At 72.5% G+C, this 24,244-nt stretch carries 21 protein-coding genes; 11 read left to right on the forward strand and 10 right to left on the reverse strand.

Annotated features, from left to right (window positions below):
* From gspN to mazG, 5 genes are all read left to right on the forward strand, one after another.
* A partial coding sequence (gspN, locus tag MBSD_RS03085) for a type II secretion system protein N (protein WP_148667798.1) occupies nt 1-427 on the forward strand: 427 nt, incomplete at its 5' end.
* A gap of 10 nt (nt 428-437) precedes the next feature.
* Nucleotides 438-1,223, forward strand: a complete 786-nt coding sequence (locus MBSD_RS03090) for an inositol monophosphatase family protein (RefSeq protein ID WP_062534958.1) — start codon at nt 438-440, stop codon at nt 1,221-1,223.
* A 254-nt stretch (nt 1,224-1,477) separates the two neighbouring features.
* Entirely contained in the window at nt 1,478-2,038 is a 561-nt protein-coding gene (nudE, locus tag MBSD_RS03095) for an ADP compounds hydrolase NudE (protein WP_062534959.1), read from the forward strand.
* Nucleotides 2,035-2,847: a 3'(2'),5'-bisphosphate nucleotidase CysQ gene (gene cysQ / locus MBSD_RS03100; protein WP_062534961.1), complete on the forward strand. Its 813-nt coding sequence runs from the start codon at nt 2,035-2,037 to the stop codon at nt 2,845-2,847. Before nudE ends, cysQ begins: the two co-directional genes overlap by 4 nt.
* The gene (gene mazG, locus MBSD_RS03105; protein WP_062534963.1) at nt 2,844-3,650 is read left to right on the forward strand and encodes a nucleoside triphosphate pyrophosphohydrolase; all 807 of its coding nucleotides are present in this window, start codon (nt 2,844-2,846) and stop codon (nt 3,648-3,650) included. Before cysQ ends, mazG begins: the two co-directional genes overlap by 4 nt.
* A 152-nt stretch (nt 3,651-3,802) precedes the next feature.
* On the opposite strand, the gene MBSD_RS03110 is transcribed toward mazG, so the two are convergent.
* Nucleotides 3,803-4,228, reverse strand: coding sequence for a hypothetical protein (locus MBSD_RS03110; RefSeq protein WP_062534966.1), 426 nt, complete (start codon nt 4,226-4,228; stop codon nt 3,803-3,805).
* Nucleotides 4,229-4,380: 152 nt separating this feature from the next.
* On the opposite strand from MBSD_RS03110, the gene MBSD_RS03115 reads away from it, so the two are divergent.
* Nucleotides 4,381-5,214 carry a DUF4097 family beta strand repeat-containing protein gene (locus MBSD_RS03115; protein ID WP_062534968.1) on the forward strand — a complete coding sequence of 278 codons (834 nt, stop codon included), beginning with the start codon at nt 4,381-4,383 and terminating at the stop codon, nt 5,212-5,214.
* Nucleotides 5,215-5,400: 186 nt separating this feature from the next.
* Here MBSD_RS03115 and MBSD_RS03120 read toward each other — a convergent pair whose 3' ends face one another.
* The 3 genes from MBSD_RS03120 to MBSD_RS03130 all read right to left on the reverse strand — a co-directional run bounded on the left by MBSD_RS03120 (nt 5,401) and on the right by MBSD_RS03130 (nt 9,019).
* Nucleotides 5,401-5,742, reverse strand: coding sequence for a DMT family protein (locus tag MBSD_RS03120; RefSeq protein WP_062534970.1), 342 nt, complete (start codon nt 5,740-5,742; stop codon nt 5,401-5,403).
* A 122-nt stretch (nt 5,743-5,864) separates the two neighbouring features.
* On the reverse strand, nt 5,865-8,345 hold the full coding sequence (locus MBSD_RS03125; RefSeq protein WP_062534972.1) for an ABC transporter permease: 2,481 nt from the start codon (nt 8,343-8,345) through the stop codon (nt 5,865-5,867).
* Nucleotides 8,342-9,019 carry an ABC transporter ATP-binding protein gene (locus MBSD_RS03130; RefSeq protein ID WP_062534974.1) on the reverse strand — a complete coding sequence of 226 codons (678 nt, stop codon included), beginning with the start codon at nt 9,017-9,019 and terminating at the stop codon, nt 8,342-8,344. The genes MBSD_RS03125 and MBSD_RS03130 overlap by 4 nt, the downstream gene beginning before the upstream one ends.
* Between MBSD_RS03130 and MBSD_RS03135 the strand changes: the two genes are divergently transcribed.
* Both MBSD_RS03135 and MBSD_RS03140 read left to right on the forward strand, forming a co-directional pair.
* Nucleotides 9,018-9,635, forward strand: a complete 618-nt coding sequence (locus MBSD_RS03135) for an arylesterase (RefSeq protein WP_062534976.1) — start codon at nt 9,018-9,020, stop codon at nt 9,633-9,635. The genes MBSD_RS03130 and MBSD_RS03135 overlap by 2 nt on opposite strands.
* Before the next feature lie 78 nt (nt 9,636-9,713).
* Nucleotides 9,714-10,727: an isoaspartyl peptidase/L-asparaginase family protein gene (locus tag MBSD_RS03140; protein WP_187300543.1), complete on the forward strand. Its 1,014-nt coding sequence runs from the start codon at nt 9,714-9,716 to the stop codon at nt 10,725-10,727.
* Between the two features lie 173 nt (nt 10,728-10,900).
* Here MBSD_RS03140 and MBSD_RS03145 read toward each other — a convergent pair whose 3' ends face one another.
* From MBSD_RS03145 to MBSD_RS03170, 6 genes are all read right to left on the reverse strand, one after another.
* Complete coding sequence (locus MBSD_RS03145) at nt 10,901-11,476, reverse strand: response regulator transcription factor (RefSeq protein ID WP_062534978.1); 576 nt, start codon at nt 11,474-11,476, stop codon at nt 10,901-10,903.
* Nucleotides 11,473-12,756, reverse strand: a complete 1,284-nt coding sequence (locus tag MBSD_RS03150) for an ATP-binding protein (RefSeq protein ID WP_062534980.1) — start codon at nt 12,754-12,756, stop codon at nt 11,473-11,475. The genes MBSD_RS03145 and MBSD_RS03150 overlap by 4 nt, the downstream gene beginning before the upstream one ends.
* 78 nt (nt 12,757-12,834) lie before the next feature.
* Nucleotides 12,835-15,948, reverse strand: coding sequence for an efflux RND transporter permease subunit (locus MBSD_RS03155; protein ID WP_062534982.1), 3,114 nt, complete (start codon nt 15,946-15,948; stop codon nt 12,835-12,837).
* Entirely contained in the window at nt 15,945-19,112 is a 3,168-nt protein-coding gene (locus MBSD_RS03160; RefSeq protein ID WP_062534984.1) for an efflux RND transporter permease subunit, read from the reverse strand. The genes MBSD_RS03155 and MBSD_RS03160 overlap by 4 nt, the downstream gene beginning before the upstream one ends.
* Before the next feature lies 1 nt (nt 19,113).
* On the reverse strand, nt 19,114-20,289 hold the full coding sequence (locus MBSD_RS03165) for an efflux RND transporter periplasmic adaptor subunit (RefSeq protein ID WP_062534986.1): 1,176 nt from the start codon (nt 20,287-20,289) through the stop codon (nt 19,114-19,116).
* A 213-nt stretch (nt 20,290-20,502) separates the two neighbouring features.
* Nucleotides 20,503-22,047: a peptide MFS transporter gene (locus MBSD_RS03170; RefSeq protein ID WP_062534988.1), complete on the reverse strand. Its 1,545-nt coding sequence runs from the start codon at nt 22,045-22,047 to the stop codon at nt 20,503-20,505.
* Nucleotides 22,048-22,246: 199 nt separating this feature from the next.
* Here MBSD_RS03170 and MBSD_RS03175 point away from each other — a divergent pair, with 199 nt between their 5' ends.
* From MBSD_RS03175 to MBSD_RS03185, 3 genes are all read left to right on the forward strand, one after another.
* A complete protein-coding gene (locus MBSD_RS03175; RefSeq protein WP_062534990.1) occupies nt 22,247-23,041 on the forward strand; it encodes a thymidylate synthase in 795 nt (264 codons plus the stop codon).
* A 16-nt stretch (nt 23,042-23,057) separates the two neighbouring features.
* On the forward strand, nt 23,058-23,543 hold the full coding sequence (locus tag MBSD_RS03180) for a dihydrofolate reductase (RefSeq protein WP_062534992.1): 486 nt from the start codon (nt 23,058-23,060) through the stop codon (nt 23,541-23,543).
* Nucleotides 23,540-24,244: Nudix family hydrolase (locus MBSD_RS03185; protein ID WP_062534994.1), on the forward strand; the 705-nt coding region annotated here is incomplete at its 3' end. The genes MBSD_RS03180 and MBSD_RS03185, both read left to right, overlap by 4 nt.

Genomic DNA, 24,244 nt, shown 5'->3' on the forward strand with positions numbered 1-24,244 from the left:
CGTCGCGCTCGAGCTGCCGGCCGCGCGCCTGGCGCCGCTGCTGGACGACGATGTGCCGGCGCTCGGCGGCACGATCGTCGCGCAGGTGGACCGCGCGCAACTGGCGCGCGGCTGGCCGACCGCGCTGCAGGCGCGCGCCGTGTGGCGCGACGCCACGCTGGGCGACGGCGCGGTGACGCTGGGCGAGGTCGTCGCCGACGCCGCGGTACGGCCGGACGGCAGTATCGGCGGCGCCATGCGCGACGACGGCCGCGGCGAGGTGGCGGTCGCCGGCCGCTACCGTATCCTGCCGCTGGGCTGGACGCTGCAACTGGAGCTGACGCCGCGCCGCGACGACGCACGCGTGCGCCGCGCGCTGGCGCGTTTCGGCGCGCCGGCGGCGGACGGCCGCGTGGTGCTGCGCATCAAGCGCGGCGTGGTCTGGTGAGGAACGCAGGATGAGCATCGATGTCGCCTTTCTCGAACGCGCGCTGGCGACCGCGCGCGAAGCCGCCGGCGCCGCCGCCGAGGTGCTGCGCCACTACTGGCGGCGCGAGGTGCAGGTCGAGCTGAAAGCCGACGCCACGCCCGTCACCGTCGCCGACCGCGAAGCGGAGACGGCGATCCGCTCGGTGCTGCGCGCGGCGTTTCCGGACCACGCCATCCACGGCGAGGAGCTGGGCCGCGACGGCACCGGCGATTGCCTCTGGCTGGTCGATCCGCTGGACGGCACCAAGAGCTTCGTGCGGCGCACGCCGTTCTTCTCCACGCAGATCGCGCTGATGCAGCGCGGCGCGCTGGTCGCCGGTGTGTCCTGCGCGCCCGTGTACGGCGAAACCATGTGGGCGCGCGCCGGCGGCGGCGCGTTTCTCGACGGCGAGCGCGTGCGCGTGGCGGAGACGCGCGAGCTCGCGCAGGCATCGCTGTCCATCGGCAACGTGAAGACGCTGACCGCGGGCCCGCGCTGGCAGGCGCTGGGCGCGCTGATCCGCGCCAGCAACCGCATCCGCGGCTACGGCGATTTCTGCCACTACCACCTGCTGGCGCGCGGCGGGCTGGATCTGGTGATCGAGTCCGACGTCAACATCCTCGACATCGCCGCGTTGGCGGTGATCGTGCGCGAGGCCGGCGGCACGTTCACCGACCTCGACGGCGGCGCGCCGACGCTCGACACCACCAGCGTGCTGGCCGGCGTGCCGGCGATCCACGCCGAGGCGCTGCGGCGGTTCGCACGGACCACCTGAGAAGCCGCGGCTGACGGCGCTGCGCTCTTCCCTCTCCGCGGCGGGGGGAGAGAGCAGGGTGAGGGGGACGCTCGTGTAGCGCGTCAGGCGAGTCCGCCGCCGAGCATGGCCGTCCTGCGGACGGCACCCCCTCACCCCGACCCTTCCCCTTCGGGGGAGAGGGAGACAAGCGCGCCGCGGGATATCCGCACGGCGTCCGTCCGCATCGCGGCGGCAGCGCGGGATTCGTCAGCCGCTGCCGCTACAATCCGCGCATGCCCCGCAAACCGCCCGTGATCCACGCCACCCGTCTGGTCGACGCCAGCCGCTTCCTGCGCGTCGAGCAGGTCGACCTCGAGTTCTCCAACGGCGAGCGCCGCACCTACGAGCGCCTGAAAGGCTCCGGCCTCGGCGCGGTGATCATCGTGCCGGTGCGCGACGCCGAGACCGTGCTGCTGGTGCGCGAATACGGCGTCGGCGTCAACCGCTACGAGCTCGGCCTGCCGAAAGGGCGGCTCGACCACGACGAGACCATCGAGCAGGGCGCCGACCGCGAGCTGAAGGAGGAGGTCGGCTACGGCGCGCGCGAGTTGCGCGTGATCGGCCGGTTGTCGCTGTCGCCGGCGTACATGACCCACGAGACCTACGTGGTGCTGGCGCAGGATCTCTACCCCGAGCGCCTGCCGGGCGACGAGCCGGAGGAGCTGGAGGTGGTGCCGTGGAAGTTCGCCGAGCTGCACAAGCTGCTCGGCCGCGAGGACGTCACCGAGGGCCGCTCGATCGCCGCGCTGTTCATGGCGCGCGAATACCTCGCCGGCCGCTTCCGCCCCGCATGAGCACGCTCGAACGCTACCGGCGCGAGGCGGCGCGACTGGCGCGGCAGGCCGCCACCGCGATCCTCAAGGTGTACGCCACCAGCTTCGGCGTCGAGCACAAGGACGATGCCTCGCCGCTGACCGCGGCCGACATGGCCGCGCACCGCATCCTGGTCGACGGCCTGCGCGCGCTGACGCCGGACATCCCGGTGCTGTCGGAGGAATCCGCCGCCGTGCCGTGGAGCGAGCGGCGCGCCTGGCCGCGGCACTGGCTGGTCGATCCGCTGGACGGCACGCGCGAGTTCATCAAGCGCAACGGCGAGTTCACCGTCAACATCGCGCTGATCGAGGACCACCGCGCCGTCCTCGGCATCGTGCTGGCGCCGGTGAGCGGCGAGCTGTACAGCGCCACCACCGGCGGCGGCGCGTTCCGTGAACGCGCGCCGGGCGCGTTGCCCGAGCCGCTGGCGGTGCGCGCGCCGGCGCGGCCGCTGGTGGTCGCCGGCAGCCGTTCGCACGGCAACCCGCAGCAGGCGGCGCTGCTGGCCGCGCTGGGCGAGCACGTGCTGTTGCCGATGGGCTCCTCGCTGAAGTTCTGCCTGATCGCGCGTGGCGACGCCGACCTGTATCTCCGCCTCGGTCCGACCAGCGAATGGGACACCGCCGCCGCGCAGTGCGTGCTGGAGGAGGCCGGCGGCGCGGTGCTCGATCTCGACGGCCGCGCGCTGACCTACAACGCCAAGGAGTCGCTGCTCAACCCCGACTTCCTCGCCGTCGGCGACCCGCGCGTCGACTGGATCGCGCGCCTGCGCCAGCCCGCTGCGCCATGAACGACACGCCCCGCTACACGCTCGACGATCTGCTGGCGATCATGGCGCGCCTGCGCGACCCCGAGCGCGGCTGCCCATGGGACGCGCAGCAGACCTTCGACAGCATCGCGCCGTACACGCTGGAAGAAGCCTACGAGGTCGTCGACGCGATCGACCGCAAGGACCACGCCGCGCTGCGCGACGAGCTGGGCGACCTGCTGCTGCAGGTGGTGTTCCACGCGCGCATGGCCGAGGAGGCCGGGCTGTTCCGCTTCGCCGACGTGGTCGAGGCGATCAGCGACAAGCTGGTGCGCCGCCACCCGCACGTGTTCGCCGACGCGCGCTACGCCGACGCCGCCGAACAGACGCGCGCCTGGGAGGCGATCAAGGCCGGCGAGCGCGCCGCCAAGGGCGAGCGGGACGACAGCGCGCTGGCCGGCATCGCCCGCGGCCTGCCGGAGTGGCAGCGCGCGCTGAAGCTGCAGCAGCGCGCGGCCACCGTCGGCTTCGACTGGCCCGGTCCCGATCCGGTGCTGGACAAGCTCGAGGAGGAACTCGAGGAGGTGCGTGCCGAGTTCGCCGCCGGCGCGCCAGTCGAGCGGCTCGAGGACGAGATCGGCGACGTGCTGTTCGTGATCGTCAACCTGGCGCGCCACGTCAAGGTGGATCCCTCGCGCGCGCTGCGCCGCGCCAACGCCAAGTTCGAACGCCGCTTCCGCCGCATGGAGGCGCTCGCCCGCGCCGCGGGCGAGACGTTGCTGGGCAAGACCCTGGCCGAGCAGGACGCGCTGTGGGACCGCGCCAAGGCCGAGGAGCGGGAATGAATTGCGGGGCGCTCGCGTAGGGGCGACCGTGGTCGCGTCCCGGGACGTCGGTCATCCCGGGCAGCCGCGGAGGATCCGTCCGCTCCGGTCGCGGCCACGGCCGCTGCAGCAGGGAGCATGCGCGCCGCCGCGGCCGGAGCGGTGTCCTCGCGCTACTGGCGTTCCGGCGCGGGCGCCTTGTCCAGCCGCGCCAGATCCTCGTCCAGGCTCTGCTTCAGCGTGGCGATGGCCTGGTCGAGGTTGGCCGGCTTCAGCTGCGCGTGCGCGAGGTGGCGGTAGGCGTAGGTGCGCACGATCGGGTTCCGCGTCTTGGCCAGCACGTCCTTGTACAGCGCCGGCAGGTCCTTGGCGCGGCCGTCGATCAGGTACAGGCGCTCGATGCGGCGCAGATCGCCTATCGCCGCGCGTGCGGGCAGCGCCGCGCCGCGCATGCGCATCATGCCGCCGCCGTGGTGGCCGTAGCCGTCGGTCAGGGCGGCCGCGTCATCCATGGAGGCGCGCGGCGCCGCCAGCGCATAGGACAGGCCGCCGGCGAGCAGCGCGCCGAGGGCGAAGGCGAGTACGGTGTTGCGGGTCATGGGGGCGTCTCCGTCGGGGTCGACACCCGCCGGAACGCGCCAGGCGGCCCGCCGTTGACGGCCGTGCCATCGGTCACGGCATCGGCGTTTCAACGGCGTGCGATGATCGTGCATCACAGATGCGTCATCCCCACCCGTCGCGGAGGTCCGCCATGCGTGTCCCGATCGTCCTCGTCCTGCTCGCCCTGCCGCTCGCGGCCGGCGCGCGCGAATGCCGCTACTCCGCCGACCGCAACTTCGACCTCGACGCCGCCGGCCTGCGCACGGTCGCGCTGAAGCTCGGCTCCAGCGACCTCGTGCTGGAAGGCGTGCCCGGCCTCAAGCGCGTCGAAGTGCGCGGTAAGGCCTGCGCTTCCGATCCGAAATGGCTGGACGAGCTGACCGTGCGGCAGGAGCGCGGCGGCGACCGCCTGACCGTGACCGCCGACAACCGCGACCGCGGCATCCACATCAGCCTGTTCGGCTCCAGCTACGCCTACCTCGACCTGCACGTGCGCGTGCCGGCCGCGCTGGCCGCGGCCGTGGACAGCGGTTCCGGCGACGTCGATGCCGGCGGCGTGGCCTCGCTCGACTTCGGCTCCGGTTCCGGCGACCTGCGCGCGCGCAACATCGCCGGCGCGTTGATCCTGCGGCTGGGGTCGGCCGACGTCGAAGCCCACGACGTCGGCAGCGTCGAGCTGCGCTCGACCGGTTCGGGCGACGTGCGTGTCGACGGCGTGCGCGGCGACGTCGACGTCGGCCACAGCGGTTCCGGCGATCTCAACTTCGCCCACGTCGGCGGCAACGTGCGCGTCGAATCGACCGGCTCCGGCGACGTCGGCGTCAGCGACGTCGGCCGCGACGTCTGGGTCGGCAGCACCGGCAGCGGCGACGTCAGCGCCAGCGGCGTGCGCGGCAATTTCACCGTGGAATCCACCGGCAGCGGCGACATCAGCTACCGCGACATCGGCGGCAAGGTCAGCGTGCCGCACGTCTCCGGCGACTGAGCGGGCATGCACCGCCTCCTGAGATGATTCCTGCGCCCGGGGGGCGCCTGCATGCAGGCTCCTGCGCGGGTCCCCGCGCGGGAACGACGCGCCGCACGCTTCTCCCGGGCACTGCGCACAGGCGACCCGAACCCGCGTTCAGGCGGCCAGCGCGCGCCGTTCCCGCCCCGCCCTGCGCCGACCTGCTCACTCGTAGAAGATGAAGAACGCCGCCGCCACGATCAGGGCGAAGCCGACCAGGTGGTTCCAGCGTACCTGCGCGCCCAGATAGAACACCGAGAACGCCATGAACACCACCAGGGTGATGATCTCCTGGATGGTCTTCAGCTGCGCCGGGTTGTAGACGCCGTAGCCGATGCGGTTGGCCGGCACCTGCAGGCAGTACTCGAAGAAGGCGATGCCCCAGCTCACCAGGATCACCGCCCACAGCGGCCGGTCGGTGAACTTGAGGTGGCCGTACCAGGCGAAGGTCATGAATACGTTCGAGCCGATCAGCAGGGCGATCGGGGCGAGGTGGCGGATCGGCATGGGCAATGCTCCTTGGGGTTGCGTGCACGCTAGCAGCAACCGCACGACCCTCGCACGTGCACGCGTGCAGACCCCGTCTCCGGAGGAGGAGGCAGGAGCCGGGGCACGCCGGCCGTGGAAATTCAGCCCCGCCGCAGCACCGCCAGCGGCGGCGTGCGCAGCACGCGGCGCGTGCCGACGAGGCCGAGCAGGGTGACGGCGCCGGCGGCGGCTGCGGCGGCGCCGATCAGCGGCGCCAGCGGCGGCACGAAGCCGTCCAGCTTCAGCACGCGTGCGGCGAACCAGAGGCCGGCGGCGGCAGCGCCGGCGGCGGCGGTCAGGCCGGCGATCAGGCCGAGCGCGGCGAATTCCGCCGCCACCGCCGCGGTGAGCTGGCGCCCGCGCGCGCCCAGCGTGCGCAGCAGCGCGGCCTCGTGGCGCCGCTCGCGCGCGCTGGCCGCCAGCGCCGCCGCCAGCACCAGCGCGCCGGCCAGCAGGCTGAAACCCAGCACCCAGCGCACCGCGCCGGCGACGCGACCGATGATGTCGCGGATGCGGTCGAGCAGCGCGTTGACGTCGATCAGCGTGAGGTTGGGATGCGCGCGCGTGACCGCGGCCAGCGCGTCGCCGCGGCCCTTGTCGAGATGGAAGCTGGCCAGCCAGGTGTGCGGCAGGTCGGCGGCGTGCGCGGGATCGAGCAGCAGGAAGAAGTTGACGCGGAACGAGCTCCAGTCGACGCCGCGCAGGCTGGTGATGCGCGCGGTCAGCGTGCGGTCGCCGACCGCGAAGGTCAGCGTGTCGCCGAGCTTCAAGCCGAAGGTTTCGGCCCAGCCGCGGTCGACCGACACCTCCGGCTCCGCCGGCTGCGCCGCGAACCAGCGGCCGGCGACCACGCGGTTCGCCTGCGGCAGCGCCGCGCTCCACGACAGCCGGAGCTGGTTGTCCAGCCATTCGCGGGCGCGCGGGTCGCGGAAGTCCTCGGCGCGCGGCACGCGGCCGTCGATCGCGGCGAGCTTGCCGACGGTCAGCGGCAGCATGTTCAACTGGTCGGCGCCGAGGCGCGCCAGCTCCGCGCCGACGGCGTCGCGCTGGTCGTCCTGCAGGTTCAGCACGAACCAGTTGGGCGTGTCGGCCGGCAGCTCGCGGCGCCAGCCGTCCAGCAGCGCCGGCGCCACCACGGCGAGCAGCAGCAGCGCGGTCAGGCCGAGCGCGATCGCCGTGGCCTGCACCAGGGTCAGGCCGCGCCGCCGCGCCAGCGAGGACAGCCCGAGCCGCAGCGCCGGATGCGCGCCGGGCGCAAGGCGCCGCGCCAGCGCCAGCAGGCTCGCGGCCAGCGTCGCCGCGACCAGCGCCACGCCGGCGAGGCTGCCGGCGAGGATGCCGGCCACGCGCAGCGAACCGCTCTCGGCGGCGATCAGCAGCACCGCGACCGCCACCGGCACCAGGTACAGGGCGTCGAAGCGGCGCACGCGTCGGTTCGGCATGCGCCGGAACACCGCCACCGGCGGCACTTCGGCGAGGCGCGCCAGCGGCGGCAAGGCGAAGCCGGCCAGCACGGCGAGGCCGGCGCCGGCCGCGGCCAACGCCGGCGCCAGCGGCAGCGCCGGCCGCGCCTGCGGGAACAGGGCGTGCGCCAGCGCGAACACGCCTTCGGCGAGGCCGAGCGCCAGCGCGCCGCCAAACGCGGCCGCCGGCAGCGCGATCAGCGCGAGGATCAGCGCCAGCGTCGCCAGCACCTGCCGGCGCGGCGCGCCCAGCGCGCGCAGCAGCGCCACCTCGTCGGTCTTGCGCCGCGCATAGCGCTGCGCGGCCAGCGCGATCGCCACGCCGGCCAACAGAGCGGCCAGCAGCGCCGCCAGGCGCAGGAACGCCTCGCCGCGGTCGAAGGCGGCGCTCAGGCGCTCCTGGGTCTTCGCCGGCGTGAGGATCTCGCCGCCGGCCGGCAGGCGCGGCTCGGCGTAGCGCTGGAACATGGCCAGCGCGGCCGGCGCGCCGGCCAGCATCAGGCGGTGGCGCGCGCGGCTGCCGACGCCGAGCAGGCCGGCGGCCTCGGCGTCGCCGAGATTCATCAGCGCGCGCGGCGCCAGCGCGAACAGCTCGCCGCCGTCCGGCTGGCGCACCAGCTCCGCGGCGATCGCGAGATCGCGGCCGCCGAGTTGCACGCGGTCGCCGACGCGCAGGCCGAGGGCGACCAGCGCGCGGTGGTCCAGCGCCGCCGTGCCCGGCGCGATGCCGCGGCCGGCGTAGGCGCGGCCGTCGGCGCCGGCGAGCTGCAGCGTGCCGCGCAACGGGTAGGCGCCGTCGACCGCCTGCACGTCCAGCAGCTGGCTGCGCTCGCCGGCGAAGGCGACGCTGGGGAAGCTCGCCGCGGCGCCGACCTCGAGGCCGAGCGCGCGCGCCCGCGCGGCCAGCTCGGCCGGCAGCGGCGCGCGCGCGCCGACGCCGAGGTCGCCGCCGATCAGCTCCGCCGCGCTGTCCAGCAGCGCGCGCTCGACGCGCGCCGCCAGCGTCGCCACCGCGCCCAGCGCGGCCACCGCCAGCACCAGCGCAAGCGCCAGCGTGCGCAGTTCGGGCAGGCGCCATTCGCGGCGCAGGCTGCGCAGGGCCAGCCGCAGCGTGTTCATGCCGCCGCCTTCAGGCGGCCGCCTTCCAGCTCGATCACGCGGCCGCAGCGCTCGGCCAGCTTGAGGTCGTGGGTGACCAGCACCAGGGTGGTGCCGTGCGCGTGGTTCAGCTCGAACAGCAGGTCGCCGACGGCGCGGCCGGTGCGCCGGTCGAGATTGCCGGTGGGTTCGTCGGCGAACAGCACGCGCGGGCGGTGCACGAACGCGCGCGCCAGCGCGACGCGCTGCTGCTCGCCGCCGGAGAGCTGGTAGGGATAGTGGCCGCGGCGCGCGTCCAGGCCGACCGCGGCCAGCGCGGCGCGCGCGCGTTCGCGCGCGTCGTCGGCGCCGTCCAGCTCCAACGGCAGCATCACGTTCTCCTCCGCGGTCAGCGCCGGCAGCAGGTGGAACGACTGGAACACGAAGCCGACCAGGCGCCGGCGCAGGTCCGCGCGGCCTTCCTCGTCCAGCGCCTCGAGCGCGTGGCCGTCCAGTTCGACGCTGCCCGCGCTCGGCACGTCGAGACCGGCGAGCAGGCCGAGCAGGGTGGTCTTGCCGGAGCCGGAGGCGCCGACGATGGCGACGCTCTCGCCCGCGGCCACCGCGAGGTCGACGCCGGCGAGGATGTCCAGTCGTCCTTCCGGGCCGGTCACCGACTTGCCAAGACCGCGTGCGCTCAGTAAAGGTGGGCTCATGCGTCGAATCCTCGTGGTCCTGCTGCTGATGGTCGCCTCCGCCGCGGCCCTTGCCGCGCCGCCGCCCGTGCTGGTGCTGGGCGATTCGCTGTCGGCCGCGCACAACATTCCCGCGGACGCCGGCTGGGTGCATCTGCTGGAAGTCCGTTTGCGGGAGATGAAGGCGCCGCGGCCGGTGATCAATGCCAGCGTCAGCGGCGCGACCACGGCGGACGGCGTGACCCGGCTGCCGGCGCTGCTGCAGGAGCACCGGCCGGCGCTGGTGATCCTCGAACTCGGCGCCAACGACGGCCTGCGCGGCCTGCCGCTCGCCGAGATCCGCGCCAACCTCGAAGCGATGATCCGCGTCTGTCGCGCGGCCGAGGTCGAGGTGCTGCTGATCGGCATCGAGCTGCCGGTCAACTACGGGCCGCGGTACCGCGGTGATCTGCGCGCGGTCTACCGCGACCTCGCGGCGCGCTACCGCCTGCCGCTGGTGCCGTTCCTGCTGGACGGCGTGGCGCTCGATCCGGCGCTGATGCAGGACGACGGCCTGCACCCCGCCGCCGCCGGCGAGCCGCGGGTGCTGGACAACGTCTGGAAGGTGCTGGCGCCGCGGGTGGCGCGACTGCGCTGAGCGCGCGTCGTGACGATGCACCCATGCCGCGTGGGCCGGCGTGGCTATACTCGCGCCGTTTCCCCGGGGAGGTCCATCATGAAGCTGCGCCAACGCCTGCTCGCCGCCACGCTCGTCGCCTTCGGAGCCGCCGCCATGAGCCATGCCGCCACGCCCGTCCTGGTGATCCACGGCGGCGCCGGCGTGATCAGGAAGGACATGAACCCGGCCACGGAGAAGGCGATCCGCGCCAAGCTGGCCGAGGCGCTGCGGCACGGCTACGCCGAGCTGCAGGCGGGCAAGCCGGCGCTGGACGCGGTGACCGCGGCGATCACCGTGCTGGAGGACGACCCGCACTTCAACGCCGGCAAGGGCGCGGTGTTCACCCACGACGGCAAGAACGAGCTGGACGCGGCGATCATGGACGGCGCCACGCTGCGCGCCGGCGCGGTCGCCAACGTGCATCACGTGAAGAACCCGATCCTGCTGGCGCGCGCGGTGATGGAGCATTCGCCGCACGTGATGCTGGTCGGCGACGGCGCCGAGGCCTTCGCCAGGCAGCAGGGCATCGCGCTGGTCGACGCGTCGTACTTCCGCACCGAGGAGCGCTGGCAGCAGCTGCAGAAGGCGCTGCAGGAAGACGCGGCCAAGCAGCCGCACGCCGACGTCGAGACCGCCAAGCATTTCGGCACGGTCGGCGCGGTGGCGCTGGACCGGCAGGGCCACCTCGCCGCCGGCACCTCCACCGGCGGCATGACCGACAAGCGCTGGGGCCGCGTCGGCGATTCGCCGATCATCGGCGCCGGCACCTACGCCAACGCCAAGTGCGCGGTGTCCGGCACCGGCTGGGGCGAGTTCTACATCCGCACCGTGGCCGCGCACACCATCTGCATGCGCGTGGCCGAGATGGGCCAGCCGGTGAAGCAGGCCGCCGAGGACGTGATCGACCGCGAGATCCCCGCGCTCGGCGGCGACGGCGGCGCCATCGTGCTGGGCGCCGACGGCAGCTTCGCCACGCCGTTCAACACCGACGGCATGTTCCGCGGCTGGATCGGCGCCGACGGCGTGCCGCACGTGGCGATCTACGCCGACGAGGCCGGCGCCCAGCCGTAGGCGTCCACCGCAGGCGCCTGCGCGCAGGCGACACGAGATTCCTCGACGTCGATTGGCGCGGAGGAACGCGGATAGAGCTTTTCTCCGATCCGCGCGAATCCGTGTCCGAATGCTCTTGCCACGGGCACGCAACGGAAGCGGACCGCGCCGTCGCCGCGCGCGCCGCGGCGGGTTCAATCCTCTTCGAGCGGGCGCTCGCGCACCGGCCGCTTGGCCAGCTTGCGTTGCAGGGTGCGGCGGTGCAGGCCGAGCCGGCGCGCGGCCTCGGAGATGTTGCCGTCGCATTCCGCCAGCACGCGCTGGATGTGCTCCCACTCCAGGCGGCGCAGCGGCGGCGGCGCGTCCGGCGGCGGCGGCGCGCCGGTTTCGGCCAGCGGGTCGCGCGCGTCGCCCTCCGCCAGCGCGCGCACCACGGCGTCGGCATCGACCGGCTTCGCCAGGTAGTCGTGCGCGCCGCGCTTGATCGCCTCCACCGCGGTGGCGATCGAGGCGTAGCCGGTCAGCAGCAGGATGCGCGCGCGCGGCACGATGCCCAGCAGCTCGGGGATCAGCGCCAGGCCGTTCTCCTCGCCGAGCTTGAGATCGAGCACGATCGCGTCGGGGCGCTCGGCGCGCGCGGCCTCGCGCGCGGCGGCGGCGTTCTGCGCCACGCTGACCTGGTAGCCGCGGGCGCCCAGCGCGCGCGCCAGCACGCGCACGAACACGGCATCGTCGTCGACGATCAGCAGACGTTCGTTGCTCTGGTTCAAGTTCGATCTCCCACCGCGCTCAGCGGCAAACGCAGACAGATTTCGGCGCCGCCGTCCGGCGCGTGGCCCAGCGACAGCTCGCCATCCAGGCGTTCGGCGGTGGCTTCCGCCAGCGCCAGCCCGAGGCCCAGGCCGTCGTGCTTGCGCGAATGGCCCAGCATGGTCGCATTGCGCGGGTCCTCGGTGAAGCCCGGGCCCTGGTCGCGCACGCGCAGTTCGATCCAGCCGCGCTCGCGGCGCGCGAGCAGGCCGACGCGGCCGGAATCGTTTTGCGCGGAGGCGTCGGCGGCGTTGTTGAGCAGGTTGATCAGCGCATGGCGCAGGCCGGGCTGCACGCGCAGCGGCAGCGCCGCGTCGCCTTCGCCGATCTCGACGCTGGCCTCGGCTTCGGGGCGCAGCAGGCGGAAGCGTTCCGTGCAGTCGTGCACGAACGCGCCGAGGGTGGTGCGCTCCGGCGTCTGCGTCAACTGCATCTTTCCGAAGCTGGCCATCTCGCGCAGGATGCCGCGGCAGCGCTCGACCTGGCCGGCCAGCAGTTCGAGGTCCTCGTCCAGCGCGGCATCGCTGCCGCGTTCGCGCTTCAGCTCGGTGAGCAGGGTGCGCATCGTCGACAGCGGCGTGTTCAGCTCGTGCGCCGCGCCGGCCGCCTGCGTGGCGATGGCGAGGATGCCCTCGTCGCGCAGCGCGCGCTCGCGCACGCGCTGCACCTCGTCCTGCTGGGCGCGCAGCGCGCCGGCGAGGCGCGCGGCGAACACGCCGAGCAGCAGCGCGGCGATGGCGAAGTTGACGGCCATGCCGATCACGATCAGGCGGAAGCCGCCGTAACCTGCGGCCTGCAGGTGCGGCAGCGGCACGGACCAGCGCATCAGCAACAGGTAGGCCAGGCCGGCCAGCGTCGCCACCGCGGCGACGCCGCGCGTGGACAGCGCCGCGGCGGCCAGCGCGATCGGCACCAGCATCAGGGTGACGAACGGATTGGCGGCGCCGCCGGTGTGATAGAGCAGGTAGCCCAGCACCAGCGTGTCGACGGCGATGTGCGCCACCGCCTCGGCCTCGCCGACGTGCCAGCTGCGCCCCAGCCGCCAGGCCGCGAAGGCGGCGAACACCGACAGCACGCCGATGCCCGCGAACAGTTGCAGTTGCGGGAGGGGGATGCCGAGGCCATAGGCCACCACCAGCACGGCGATGGTCTGGCCGGCGATCGCGGTCAGGCGCAACCAGGCCAGCGTGCGCACCAGCGCGCGCGGGCCGAGCCGGAGGTGCGGGCGGGAGGCGTTCATGCGAAAGGCGTACCGGGCAAGCGCCTAGCTTACCCGAGGTCGGACCCGCGGCCCCGTTCGAAACCGCCCGCGGCCCACTCAGGCCGCCGGCGCCGGTGCCGGCCGCCGCGCGCGGCGCTCGCGCCGGCGCGCGGCGAGGCGCGCGAACCCCAGGTAGATCGCCGGCGTGCTGAGCAGGGTCAGGCTCTGCGAGACCAGCAGGCCGCCGGCCATGGCCACGCCCAGCGGCTGGCGCATCTCGGCGCCGACGCCGAAGCCGATCGCCAGCGGCACCGCGCTGAGGAAGGTGACCATCGAGGTCATCATGATCGGGCGGAAGCGCACCAGGCAGGCCTCGCGGATCGCCGCCTCCGGCGCCAGGCCGCGCTCGCGTTCGGCGGTCAGCGCGAAATCGACCACCATGATCGCGTTCTTCTTGACGATGCCGATCAGCAGCACGATCGCGATCACCGACACCACCGACAGCTCGGTGCCGGTGATCTGCAGCGCCAGCAGCGCGCCGACGCCGGCCGAGGGCAGCGTCGACAGGATCGTGACCGGATGCACCAGGTTCTCGTAGAGCATGCCGAGCACGATGTACACGGTGAGGATCGCCGCCAGGATCAGCCACGGACCGCCGCCCTGCGTCTGCTGGAAGCGGCGGAAGTCGCCGCCGAACTCGCCGCGGATGCTGCCCGGCACGCGCAAGTCGCGCAGGGTGCGCTCGAGCAGCGGCCCGGCCGTTCCCATCGGCACGCCGGGCGCGAGGTTGAAGTAGACGTTGGCGACCGGGAACTGGCCCTCGTGGTCGACCTCCAGCGGCGCCACGCCGGCCTCCATGCGCGTCACCGCCGACAGCGGCACCATGGCGCCGCGGTTGGAGCGCACGTGCAGGTTCAGCAGCGCCTGCGGCGTCTGCGCCAGTCCGGGCAGCGCGTCCAGCACCACCTTGTACTGGTTGAGGTCGGAGTAGATGGTGGAGATCTGGCGCTGGCCGAAGGCGTCGTAAAGCGCGCTGTCGATCGCCGCGATCGACACGCCGAGGCGCGCCGCCGCGGCGCGGTCGATCACCAGATTCTGCTGCATGCCGGCGCTGTCGTAGTCGGTGCTGACGTCCTTGAACTGCGGCAGCGCGCGCAGCGCGGCGGCGACGCGCGGCGCCCAGGCGCGCAGGGCGTCGAGGTCGTCGCCCTTCAGCGCGTACTGGTACTGCGCCTTGTCCGAGCTGCCGCCGCCCATGCCGCCGCCGATGTCCTGCACCGTGCTGAGCGAGAGGCGGATGCCGGGGACGTTGGCCGCGGCCGCGCGCAGCCGCGCCAGCACCGCGTCGGCGCGGTCCTTGCGGCCGTCGCCGAACGGCTTCAGGGTGATGAACAGCGAGCCGGTGTTGGCGCCGCCCCAGCGGCCGCCGCTGAGGAACGAGCCGACGCTGTCCACCGCCGGATCGTGCTGCACGATCGCGGCGATCAGCTGCTGGCGCGCCGCCATCACCGCGTAGGAGACGTCGGCGCCGCTCTCGGTATGGCCGCGCAGCATGCCGGTGTCCTGCTGCGGGAAGAAGCCTTTGGGCACGGTGACGAACAGCACGACCGTCAGTGCCACCAGCAGCAGCGGCTGCAGTGCCATCAGCCGGCGGTGGCGCAGCGCCCAGTCGAGCAGGCGCGCGTAACCCGAGTGCAGGCGCGCGTGGAAGGCGTCGATGCGGCGGCCGAGCTGCGACGGTGGCGCGGCGTCGTGCGGGCGCAGGAAGCGCGCGCACAGCGACGGCGTCACCGTCAGCGAGACCAGCGCGGAGATCGCCACCGCCGCCGCCAGCGTCACCGAGAACTCGCGGAACAGCAGGCCGAGCAAGCCGGGCGCGAAGATCATCGGGATGAACACCGCGATCAGCGACACCGTGATCGAAACCACGGTGAAGCCGATCTCGCGCGCGCCCTGCAGCGCCGCCTGCAGCGGCGGCAGGCCCGCGTCGAGGTGGCGCACGATGTTCTCGATCACCACGATCGCGTCGTCGACGACGAAGCCGACGGCGATCACCAGCGCCATCAGCGAGAGGTTGTCGAGGGTGAAGCCGAGCGCGTACATCGCCGCGAACGCGCCGGCCAGCGACAGCGGCACGGCCAGGCCGGCGATCAGCGTCGGCGTCCAGCGGCGCAGGAACAGCAGCATGGTCAGGATCACCAGGCCGAGGCTGATCAGCAGGGTCACCTGCACCTCGTCGACCGAGGCCTCGATGGTGCCGGTGCGGTCGAAGAACGGCGTCAGCTCGACGCCGGCCGGCAGCCAGCTGCGCATCAGCGGCAGCTGCTGCTGGATCGAGCGCACGGTCTGCAGGATGTTGGCGTCGGCCTGCTTGCGCACCATCAGCAGGATCGCGCGTTGGCCGTTGAACCAGGCGGCCTGGTAGCGGTCCTCCTGGCCATCGTAGACGCGGGCGACGTCCTCGAGGCGCACCGGCGTGCCGTTGCGCACGCCGATCACCAGGCGGGCGAAGTCGGCGGCGGTGCGCAATGCGTCGTTGGCGGACACCGCCATCATGGTGCGGCCGTCGCTGAGGAAACCCTGCGGCGAGGTGACGTTGGCCGCGGTCAGCGCATTGCGCACGTCGTCGCCGGAGAGGCCCATCGCGGAGAGCGCGCGCAGGTTGAGGTCGACGCGCACCGCCGGGGTGGCGCCGCCGCGGATGTCGACGTCGCTGACGCCCGGCTGCTGGCGGATGCGCTGCGCCAGCAGCGAGTCGGCGAGGTTGTAGAGCTGCGACAGCGGCACCGTCTTCGAGGTCAGCGCCAGGCTGAGGATCGGCGCGCGGTTGGGGTCGGCCTTGCGGTAGGTCGGCGCGGTGCGCAGGCCGGCGGGAAGATCGGGCGCGGCGGCGTTGATCGCAGCCTGCACGTCGCGCGCGGCGCCGTCGAGGTCGTGGCCGACGTCGAAGATCATGAACACGAAGGACGAGCCCTGCGTGCTCTCCGAATTCATGGTGTCGATGCCGGCGATCTGGCCGAGGTGGCGCTCCAGCGGCGCCGCCACGGTCGAGGCCATGGTGCGCGCGTCGGCGCCGGGCTGGCTGGCCTGCACGAAGATCGCCGGGAATTCGAGGTTGGGCAGCGGCGCCACCGCCAGCAGGAAGTAGGCGATCAGGCCGGCCACGGCCATGCCGGCCGCCAGCAGCGAGGTGCCGATCGGGCGCCGGATGAACGGACCGGAGATGTTCACGCCGCGCCCCCGGCCGCGACCTGCTCGCGGCCGCGCCGTTCGCGCAGCCACGCCGTGAGGCGTTCCATGTAGAGATAGATCACCGGCGTGGTGTACAGCGTCACCAGTTGCGACAGCAGCAGGCCGCCGACGATGCTGACGCCGAGCGGCCGGCGCAGCTCCGAGCCGATGCCGCTGCCCAGCGCCAGCGGCAGCGCGCCGAGCAGCGCGGCGGCGGTGGTCATCATGATCGGGCGGAAGCGCAGCAGGCAGGCGCGGCGGATCGCCTCCAGCGGCGTGCGGCCCTGGCGCTGCGCCTCGATCGCGAAGTCGATCATCATGATCGCGTTCTTCTTGACGATGCCGATCAGCAGGATGATGCCGACGATGCCGTCCACCGACAGGCTCATGCCGGCCAGCATCAGCGCCAGCAGCGCGCCGACGCCGGCCGGCGGCAGCGTGGAGATGATCGTCACCGGATGGATGTAGCTCTCGTAGAGCACGCCCAGCACGATGTAGATCACTACCAGCGCGGCGAGGATCAGCAGCACCTCGTTGCCCAGCGAGGCGGAAAATTCGGCGGCCTTGCCGATGAACTGGCCGCGCAGTTGCGGCGGCGCGTCCATGCCGCGCGCGACCCGCTGGATCGCATCCACCGCCTGCGAAAGCGAATGGCCCGGCGCCAGGTTGAACGAGATCGTCACCGCCGGCAGCTGGTTCTGGTGGCTGACCACCAGCGGCGCAGACACCACCGAGGCGCGCGCCACCGTCGACAGCGGCACGGTGCCGCCGGTGTCGCTGATGGTCGCGTCCAGCGAGGCGTTGGCCAGCGTGACCGCGCGCCCGCTGGCGTTGCCGGCGGTGCGCACGGTCAGCTTGTCGAGCAGATCGCGGCTGGTGCGGTACTGCGGCGCCACCTCCAGCACCACGCGGTACTGGTTCAGCTGGGTGAAGATGGTGGTGATCTGGCGCTGGCCGAAGGCGTCGTACAGCGTGTCGTCGATGCTCTGCACCGGCACGCCGAGGCGGCTGGCCTGGTCGCGGTCGATGTCGAGCCTGAGCTGCAGGCCCTGCGCGGCGAGGTTGTTGCCGACGTCGGCCAGTTCCGGACGCTGGCGCAGCGCCGCGGTGTAGCGGTTCGCCCACTCGGCCAGCTCGGCCGCGTCCACGTCCTGCAGCACGTACTGGTAGTCGGTGGGAGCGACGCGGCTGTCCAGCTCGATGTCCTGCACCGGTTTCAGATACAGCGCGACGCCGGGGATGTGCGCGGCCGCCTGCTGCAGGCGCGCCTGCACGGCGCCGAGGCCGTCGCGCTCGTCGCGCGGCTTCAGCACGATGCTGAGCTGGCCCTGGTTCAGCGTCGGGTTGATCGCGCCGGCGCCGACGAACGCGGCCACGCCGGCCACCGCCGGATCGCGGCGCAGCGCTTCCGCCACCGCCTGCGTGCGCTGCTGCATGGCCGGGAAGGCGATGCTCTGGTCGGCCTCGACCACCGCGGTGATCAGGCCGGTGTCCTGCTGCGGCAGCAGGCCCTTGGGAATCGCCAGGTACAGCGCGACGGTGATCAGTACCGACAGCGACGCCACCGCGATGGTCAGGCGCCGGTGCGCGAATACCCAGTCCAGGCTGCGCGCGTAGGCGTCGAGGATGCGGCCCCAGGTGGTGTGCGCGCCGTGAGCCTCGGCCTCGTCGTCCTTGGGCAGCGCGCCCGGCTTCAGCAGGTAGGCGCACATCATCGGCGTCAGCGTCAGCGACACCAGCGCCGAGATCGCCACCGCGATCGACAGCACCCAGGCGAATTCGTGGAACAGGCGGCCGGTGACGCCCGGCATCAGCAGCAGCGGCAGGAACACCGCGATCAGCGACACCGTCAGCGACACCACGGTGAAGCCGATCTCCTTCGCGCCCACCTCGGCGGCCTCGCGCGGCCGCCGGCCCTGCTCGATGTAGCGCACGATGTTCTCGATCATCACGATCGCGTCGTCGACGACGAAGCCGGTCGCGACGGTCAGCGCCATCAGCGAGAGGTTGTCCAGCGAGAAGCCGGCGAAGGTCATCGCGCCGAAGGTGCCGAGCAGCGACAGCGGCACGGCGACGCTGGGGATCAGCGTCGCCCACAAGCGGCGCAGGAACACGAAGATCACCGCGACCACCAGGAACACGGTCAGCACCAGCGTGAACTGCACGTCGTGCACCGAAGCGCGGATGGTGACGGTGCGGTCGGCGAACACCTTCAGCGACACGCCGGCGGGCAGCAGCGCCTGCAGCTCCGGCAGCATGGCGCGCACGCGGGCGACGGTCTCGACGATGTTGGCGCCGGGCTGGCGGCGGATGTCCAGCAGCACCGCCGGCGTGCCGTCGGCCCAGGCGGCGAGCTGGTCGTTCTCGACGCCGTCGACCACCTGCGCCACGTCGCCGAGCCGCACCGGCGCGTTGTTGCGGTAGGCGATGATGATGTCCTGGTATTCGGCGGCCGAGGCGAGCTGGTCGTTGCTGCCGATGGTGTAGGACTGCACCGCGCCGTTCAGCGTGCCCTTGGGGCCGTTGACGTTGGCCTGCACCAGCGCCTGGCGCACGTCCTCCAGGGTGAGGCCGAGGTTGGACAGCGCGGCTGGATTGACCTGCACGCGCACCGCCGGCTTCAGGTTGCCGGCGATGCTGACCAGACCGACGCCGGCTACCTGCGAGAGCTTCTGCGCGAGGATCGAGTCGGCGTAGTTGTTGACCTCGCGCAGCGGCAGCGTGGAGGAGGTCAGCGACAGGGTCAGGATCGGCGCGTCGGCCGGATTGACCTTGTTGTACACCGGCGGGTAGGGCAGGTTGCTCGGCAGCGTGCCCTTGGCGGCGTTGATCGCCGACTGCACGTCCTGCGCGGCGGCGTCGATGTCGCGGCCCTCGTCGAACTGCAGCACGATGGTGGACAGTCCGAAGGCACTGTCCGAGGTCATCATCCTCAGCCCGGAGATCTGCCCGAATTCGCGCTCCAGCGGCGTGGTCACCAGCGCGGCCATGGTGGTCGGGCTGGCGCCGGGGTACTGTGTGGCGACCTGGATGGTGGGCGCGGCGATGTCCGGCAGCGCCGACACCGGCAGCGCGCGGTAGCCCATCACGCCCAGCAGCAGCACCGCCACCATCAGCAGCGAGGTGGCGACCGGCCGGCGGATGAACAGCGAGGAGATGCCCACGTCAGCCGTCCCGGCCGCGGCGCTTGCCCTTCGCGGTCTCGATCTTGGCCGGCGGCGGCGTCTGTCCCGGCGCCAGCGCCAGCACCTTCGCGCCCGGCTTCAGGCGGAACTGGCCCTCGGTGACCACGCGGTCGCCGGCCTTCACGCCGGAGGTGACGAGCAGCGCGCCGTCGCCCGCCTCGCCGCCGACCTGCACCGGCTGCATCAGCACGGTCGAATCCGGCTGCAGCAGGTAGACGTAGCTGCCGTCCGGCCCGCGCTGCACCGCCTGCGCCGGCACCACCAGCCCGCCCTTCACGGTGTCGACGCGCAGGCGCACGTTGACGAACTGGCCGGGCCACAGCCTGCCGTCCGCGTTGGGGAACTCGGCTTTCAGCTTGAAGGTGCCGGTGGCGGTGTCGATCTGGTTGTCGACCACCTTCAGCACGCCGCTGGCGACGGGACGGTTGTCGGCGCGGTTGAGTGCTTGGACCGCCAGGCCGTCGCCGCCGGCGCGCACCAGGTCGAGATCCTGCTCGGGCAGGGTGAAGATCACGCTGATCGGCCGCACCTGGGTCAGGACGACGATGCCGCCGGCGTCGGACGGCTGCACCAGGTTGCCGACGTCGACCTGGCGGATGCCGGCGAGGCCGTCGATCGGCGCGGTGACCCGCGTGTAGCCGAGCTGCACGCGCGCGCTGTCGACGTTGGCGGCGTCGGCGGCGACCGTGGCCTCGAGCTGACGCACGGTCTGGCGCTGGTTCTCGAGATCCTGCGCGGCGACGAAGTTCTGCTTGATCAGATCCTCGTAGCGCTTCAGCGTGCTGCGCGCGGCGACCAGTTGCGCCTCGTCCTGCTTCTGCTTGGCCTGCGCCTGGTCCAGCGCCGCCTGGTAGGTGCGCGGATCGATCTGCGCGATCACGTCGCCGCGCCTGACCTCCTGTCCTTCCTTGAAGCCGAGCGCCTGCAGCTGGCCGCCGACCTGCGGCCGCACGGTGACGGTGTTCAGCGCCTGCACCGTGCCCAGCGCGTCGAGATACACCGGCACGTCGCGGCGCTCGACCGGCACCACGGTGACGGGCACCGGCGCGTCGGCATTGGCCTCGCCGCGAGGCGATCGATGCTGGATCATGCGCCAGCCGATCAGGCCGGCGACGACGACGCCGGCGGCGATGAGCGCGATCTTCCCACGCGACATGCGAAGCATCCTTCGGGTTGAGGGGCCGCGGCCGGCGTGGCCGGCGGCGGTCGATCTCACATTAACGCAGGATCCGGACCGGCGGTTGACGTGCCTTTCGGCACGACGTCGCCGCCGCGGCGCGGCGGCACCGGGGTATGACCCGCAGGATGCGCGAACGTTCGCGAAGGTCGCGCGGCGGGACGGTGGCGGCCCGCCGCGCCTGCGGCCGGATCAGTCTTCGGCGACCGCCGGCACCAGCGGGGTGGTGCCCAGCGCGTCCTGCCCGGCCGAATGCGACCGCGACAGGCGCTGCATCAGCGGCAGCATCGCCACCGCGATCAGCGTGCAGCCGACGCCGACCCAGCCGAGCTTGTCGAACAGGCTGGTGTAGATCGCCAGCGACTGCACCGGATCGTTCAGGCCCTGCGGAATGCTGGCGAGATTGGCGACCACGCTGCCGAGATACTGGGAGATGCCGACGGCGACGTAATAGGCGCCCATCATGAAGCCGCCCATGCGCGCCGGCACGTAACGCGCGATCATGGCCAGCCCCAGGCCGCTGACCAGCAGCTCGCCCAGCGAGTACAGGCCGTAGCCCCACACCATCACCCACGACGACACGCGGCCGTCGACCGCCCAGTGCGCGCCGACGCCGTACATGAAGAAGCCCGCCGCCACCGCAGCGAAGCCCCAGGCGAACTTGGCGGCCACCGACGGATCCTTGCCGACGCGGCCGAGCGCGTTGTAGATCAGCACCAGCACCGGGCTCAGCACCACGATCCAGATCGCGTTGAGGTTCTGGTACTGCTCGGGGATCCAGTCGAACAGGTGGAAGCCGAACAGGTCGAAGGCGAGGTCGACGTTCTTCTGCGCGAACAGGTTCAGCGAGGTGGCCATCTGCGCGTAGAAGATGAAGAAGAAGATCGTCTGGATGGTCAGCACCAGCGCGGCGATCAGGCCGGCGCGCTCGCCGCGCGCGCTGCCGCGGATCAGGTGGATGAAGATGCCGAGGATCACCGCGCCGGCGGCGTACACGCAGATGCGCGCCACGGTCTCGCTCTGCAGGATGAAGGCGGAGACGAACACCATCGCCAGCGCGGCGGCGGCGATCGCGGCGGCGCGGCCGGCGCCGACCGGCTTCCCGTCCGGCGGCGAGCCGATGTGCGCCAGCGTGCGGTGCATCAGCGTGTAGTTGGCCAGGCCGAGCAGCAGGCCGACCGCGCAGGCGCCGAACGCGGCATGCCAGCCCAGCGCGTCGCCGTAGCGCGCGCCGACGTAATCGCGGATCCACGGCGTCAGCGTCATCGACACCATCGAGCCGACGTTCACCGCCATGTAGTAGATGGTGAACGCGCTGTCGATGCGGACGTCGTCGCCCTCGTAGATCTTGCGCACCAGGTTGCCGGCGTTCGGCTTGAAGAAGCCGTTGCCGACGATGATCACGCCGAGCGCGCAATACAGCAGCGTCGGGTTGGACGAAGGGATCCACAGCATGGCGTAGCCCAGCGCCAGCACCACGGCGCCGGTGAGCATGGTGCGGCGCGTGCCGATCAGCTTGTCGCCGATCCAGCCGCCGATCGCCGGCGTGGCGTAGATCAGCGCCGCCGCCGCGCCCCAGACCAGGTTGGCGCGGCTGTCGGCGAAGCCGAGCTTCTTCATCATGTAGGTGACCATCAGCACCTGCATGCCGTAGAAGCCGAAGCGCTCCCACATCTCGATCAGGAACACCGTGCTGAACGAGCGGGTCTGTGAAACGGGCGATGTCTGCGTCGTCATGTCGATTCCGCCGCCTTGGGTTGAACTCGGGCACATCGGGGGAGACGACGGCCGCCGGCACGCTCATGCGCGGCCAAAACGCGGGCATGAACCCCCCAAGGTTACCCTATCGGGCGGCAAGGCGGCGTTGATCCGGTTCCGGGCGCCGCCGCGCCGCGCGCCGCTGGCGTCCGGCATGGCCGGCGGGAATAATGGCGGCATGCGTCCCTACCTCGACCTGCTGCGCCACGTCCTCGAGCACGGCACCGACAAGAGCGACCGCACCGGCACCGGCACGCGCTCGGTGTTCGGCTGGCAGATGCGCTTCGATCTCGCCGCAGGCTTCCCGCTGGTCACCACCAAGAAGCTGCACCTGAAGTCGATCGTGCACGAGCTGATCTGGTTCCTGCGCGGCGACACCAACATCCGCTATCTCAAGGAGCACGGCGTCAGCATCTGGGACGAATGGGCCGACGCGAACGGCGACCTCGGGCCGGTCTACGGCCGCCAGTGGCGCGCCTGGCCGACCGCCGACGGCAAGGTGGTCGACCAGATCGCCTGGGTGCAGGAGGAGATCCGCCGCAACCCCGATTCGCGGCGCCTGATCGTCAGCGCCTGGAACGTCGGCGAGCTGCCGAAGATGGCGCTGATGCCCTGTCACGCGCTGTTCCAGTTCTACGTGGCGAACGGGCGGCTGAGCTGCCAGCTCTACCAGCGCTCCGGCGACATCTTCCTCGGCGTGCCGTTCAACATCGCCAGCTACGCGCTGCTGACGCACATGATGGCGCAGGCCACCGGTCTCGAACCCGGCGAGTTCGTGCACACGCTGGGCGACGCGCACCTCTACCGCAACCACTTCGAGCAGGCGCGCGAGCAGCTCGCGCGCACGCCGCGGCCGCTGCCGCGCCTGCGCCTCAATCCCGCGGTGCGCTCGGTCTTCGATTTCCGTTACGAGGACGTCGCCATCGAAGCCTACGATCCGCACCCGGCGATCAAGGCGCCGGTGGCCGTGTGAGCGCCGAGGAGGCCGCATGAGCGTCTCGCTGATCGCCGCGCTGGACCACGACCACGCCATCGGCAAGGGCGGGCAGATGCCATGGCATCTGCCCGACGACCTCCGGCACTTCAAGGCGCTGACGCTGGGCAAGGTCGTGCTGATGGGTTACCGCACCGCGCTGTCGATCGGCCGCGCGCTGCCGGGGCGGCAGAACCTGGTGCTCAGCCGGCGTCACGACGCGCCGTTTCCCGGCCAGGAGACGGTGCGTTCGCTGGAGGAGGCGCTGGCGATCGCCGACGGCCGCGCGCTGATGGTGATCGGCGGCGGCGAGGTCTACCGCCTGGCGCTGCCGCTGGCGCGGCGCCTGTTCCTGACCTGGGTGGACCGGCGCGTCGAGGCCGCCGACACCTTCTTTCCGCGCGTGCGCTTCAGCGAATGGGTGGAAGTCTCGCGCGTGCACCATCCCGCCGATGCGAAGCACGCCTGCGCGTTCGACTTCGTGGAATACGTGCGCGAGTGAAGGCGCTGCACGTCGTCGCCGGCGTCCTCGCCGATGCCGAGGGACGCGTGCTGCTGGCGCAGCGTCCGCCGGGCCGGCACCAGGCCGGCCGGTGGGAATTCCCCGGCGGCAAGGTGGAGCCCGGCGAATCGGCGCACGCGGCGTTGGCGCGCGAGCTGCGCGAGGAGCTGGGCATCGAGGCGCAGGGCTTCGAGCCGCTGATCGCCGTGCCCTGGCGTTATCCGGAGAAGACGATCCGCCTGGAGGCGCTGCGCGTCGCCGCGTGGACGGGCGAGCCGCATCCGCACGACGCCGCCGCGCTGCGCTGGGCGCCGCCGCGCGAGATCGATGCGGCGACGATGCCGCCGGCGGATCGCCCGCTGCTGGCCGCGCTGCGCCTGCCGCCGCATTACCTGATCACGCCCGCCGCTGCCGATCCCGCGCGGTTGCCGGCGCTGTTCGACGCCGCGCTGGCGCGCGGCGAACGGCTGTTCCAGCTGCGCCTGCCGGCGTTCGCGCGCGACGCGCTGCGGCCGCTGGCGCGGGCGCTGGCCGCGCGCTGCCGCGCGGCCGGGGCGGATCTGCTGATCAATGCGGACATCGAACTGGCGCGCGAGCTCGGCGTCGGCGTGCATCTGCGCGCGGCGCAATTGGCGGCTCTCGAGGCGCGGCCGCTGCCGGCCGGCGCCTGGGTCGCCGCGTCCTGCCACGACGCGGACGAG

The organism is Mizugakiibacter sediminis (genome assembly GCF_000953855.2).
Classification (GTDB): domain Bacteria; phylum Pseudomonadota; class Gammaproteobacteria; order Xanthomonadales; family Rhodanobacteraceae; genus Mizugakiibacter; species Mizugakiibacter sediminis.

Excerpts from the sequence above, each read along its gene's own strand:
- MBSD_RS03115 (WP_062534968.1), top strand. The coding sequence starts at position 4,381 with ATGCGTGTCCCGATCGTCCTCGTCCTGCTCGCCCTGCCGCTCGCGGCC.
- MBSD_RS03110 (WP_062534966.1), bottom strand. The coding sequence starts at position 4,228 with ATGACCCGCAACACCGTACTCGCCTTCGCCCTCGGCGCGCTGCTCGCC.
- MBSD_RS03140 (WP_187300543.1), top strand. The coding sequence starts at position 9,714 with ATGAAGCTGCGCCAACGCCTGCTCGCCGCCACGCTCGTCGCCTTCGGA.
- mazG (WP_062534963.1), top strand. The coding sequence starts at position 2,844 with ATGAACGACACGCCCCGCTACACGCTCGACGATCTGCTGGCGATCATG.
- MBSD_RS03130 (WP_062534974.1), bottom strand. The coding sequence starts at position 9,019 with ATGAGCCCACCTTTACTGAGCGCACGCGGTCTTGGCAAGTCGGTGACC.
- nudE (WP_062534959.1), top strand. The coding sequence starts at position 1,478 with ATGCCCCGCAAACCGCCCGTGATCCACGCCACCCGTCTGGTCGACGCC.
- MBSD_RS03125 (WP_062534972.1), bottom strand. The coding sequence starts at position 8,345 with ATGAACACGCTGCGGCTGGCCCTGCGCAGCCTGCGCCGCGAATGGCGC.
- MBSD_RS03090 (WP_062534958.1), top strand. The coding sequence starts at position 438 with ATGAGCATCGATGTCGCCTTTCTCGAACGCGCGCTGGCGACCGCGCGC.
- MBSD_RS03175 (WP_062534990.1), top strand. The coding sequence starts at position 22,247 with ATGCGTCCCTACCTCGACCTGCTGCGCCACGTCCTCGAGCACGGCACC.
- MBSD_RS03120 (WP_062534970.1), bottom strand. The coding sequence starts at position 5,742 with ATGCCGATCCGCCACCTCGCCCCGATCGCCCTGCTGATCGGCTCGAAC.
- MBSD_RS03180 (WP_062534992.1), top strand. The coding sequence starts at position 23,058 with ATGAGCGTCTCGCTGATCGCCGCGCTGGACCACGACCACGCCATCGGC.
- MBSD_RS03170 (WP_062534988.1), bottom strand. The coding sequence starts at position 22,047 with ATGACGACGCAGACATCGCCCGTTTCACAGACCCGCTCGTTCAGCACG.
- MBSD_RS03150 (WP_062534980.1), bottom strand. The coding sequence starts at position 12,756 with ATGAACGCCTCCCGCCCGCACCTCCGGCTCGGCCCGCGCGCGCTGGTG.
- MBSD_RS03135 (WP_062534976.1), top strand. The coding sequence starts at position 9,018 with ATGCGTCGAATCCTCGTGGTCCTGCTGCTGATGGTCGCCTCCGCCGCG.
- cysQ (WP_062534961.1), top strand. The coding sequence starts at position 2,035 with ATGAGCACGCTCGAACGCTACCGGCGCGAGGCGGCGCGACTGGCGCGG.
- MBSD_RS03165 (WP_062534986.1), bottom strand. The coding sequence starts at position 20,289 with ATGTCGCGTGGGAAGATCGCGCTCATCGCCGCCGGCGTCGTCGTCGCC.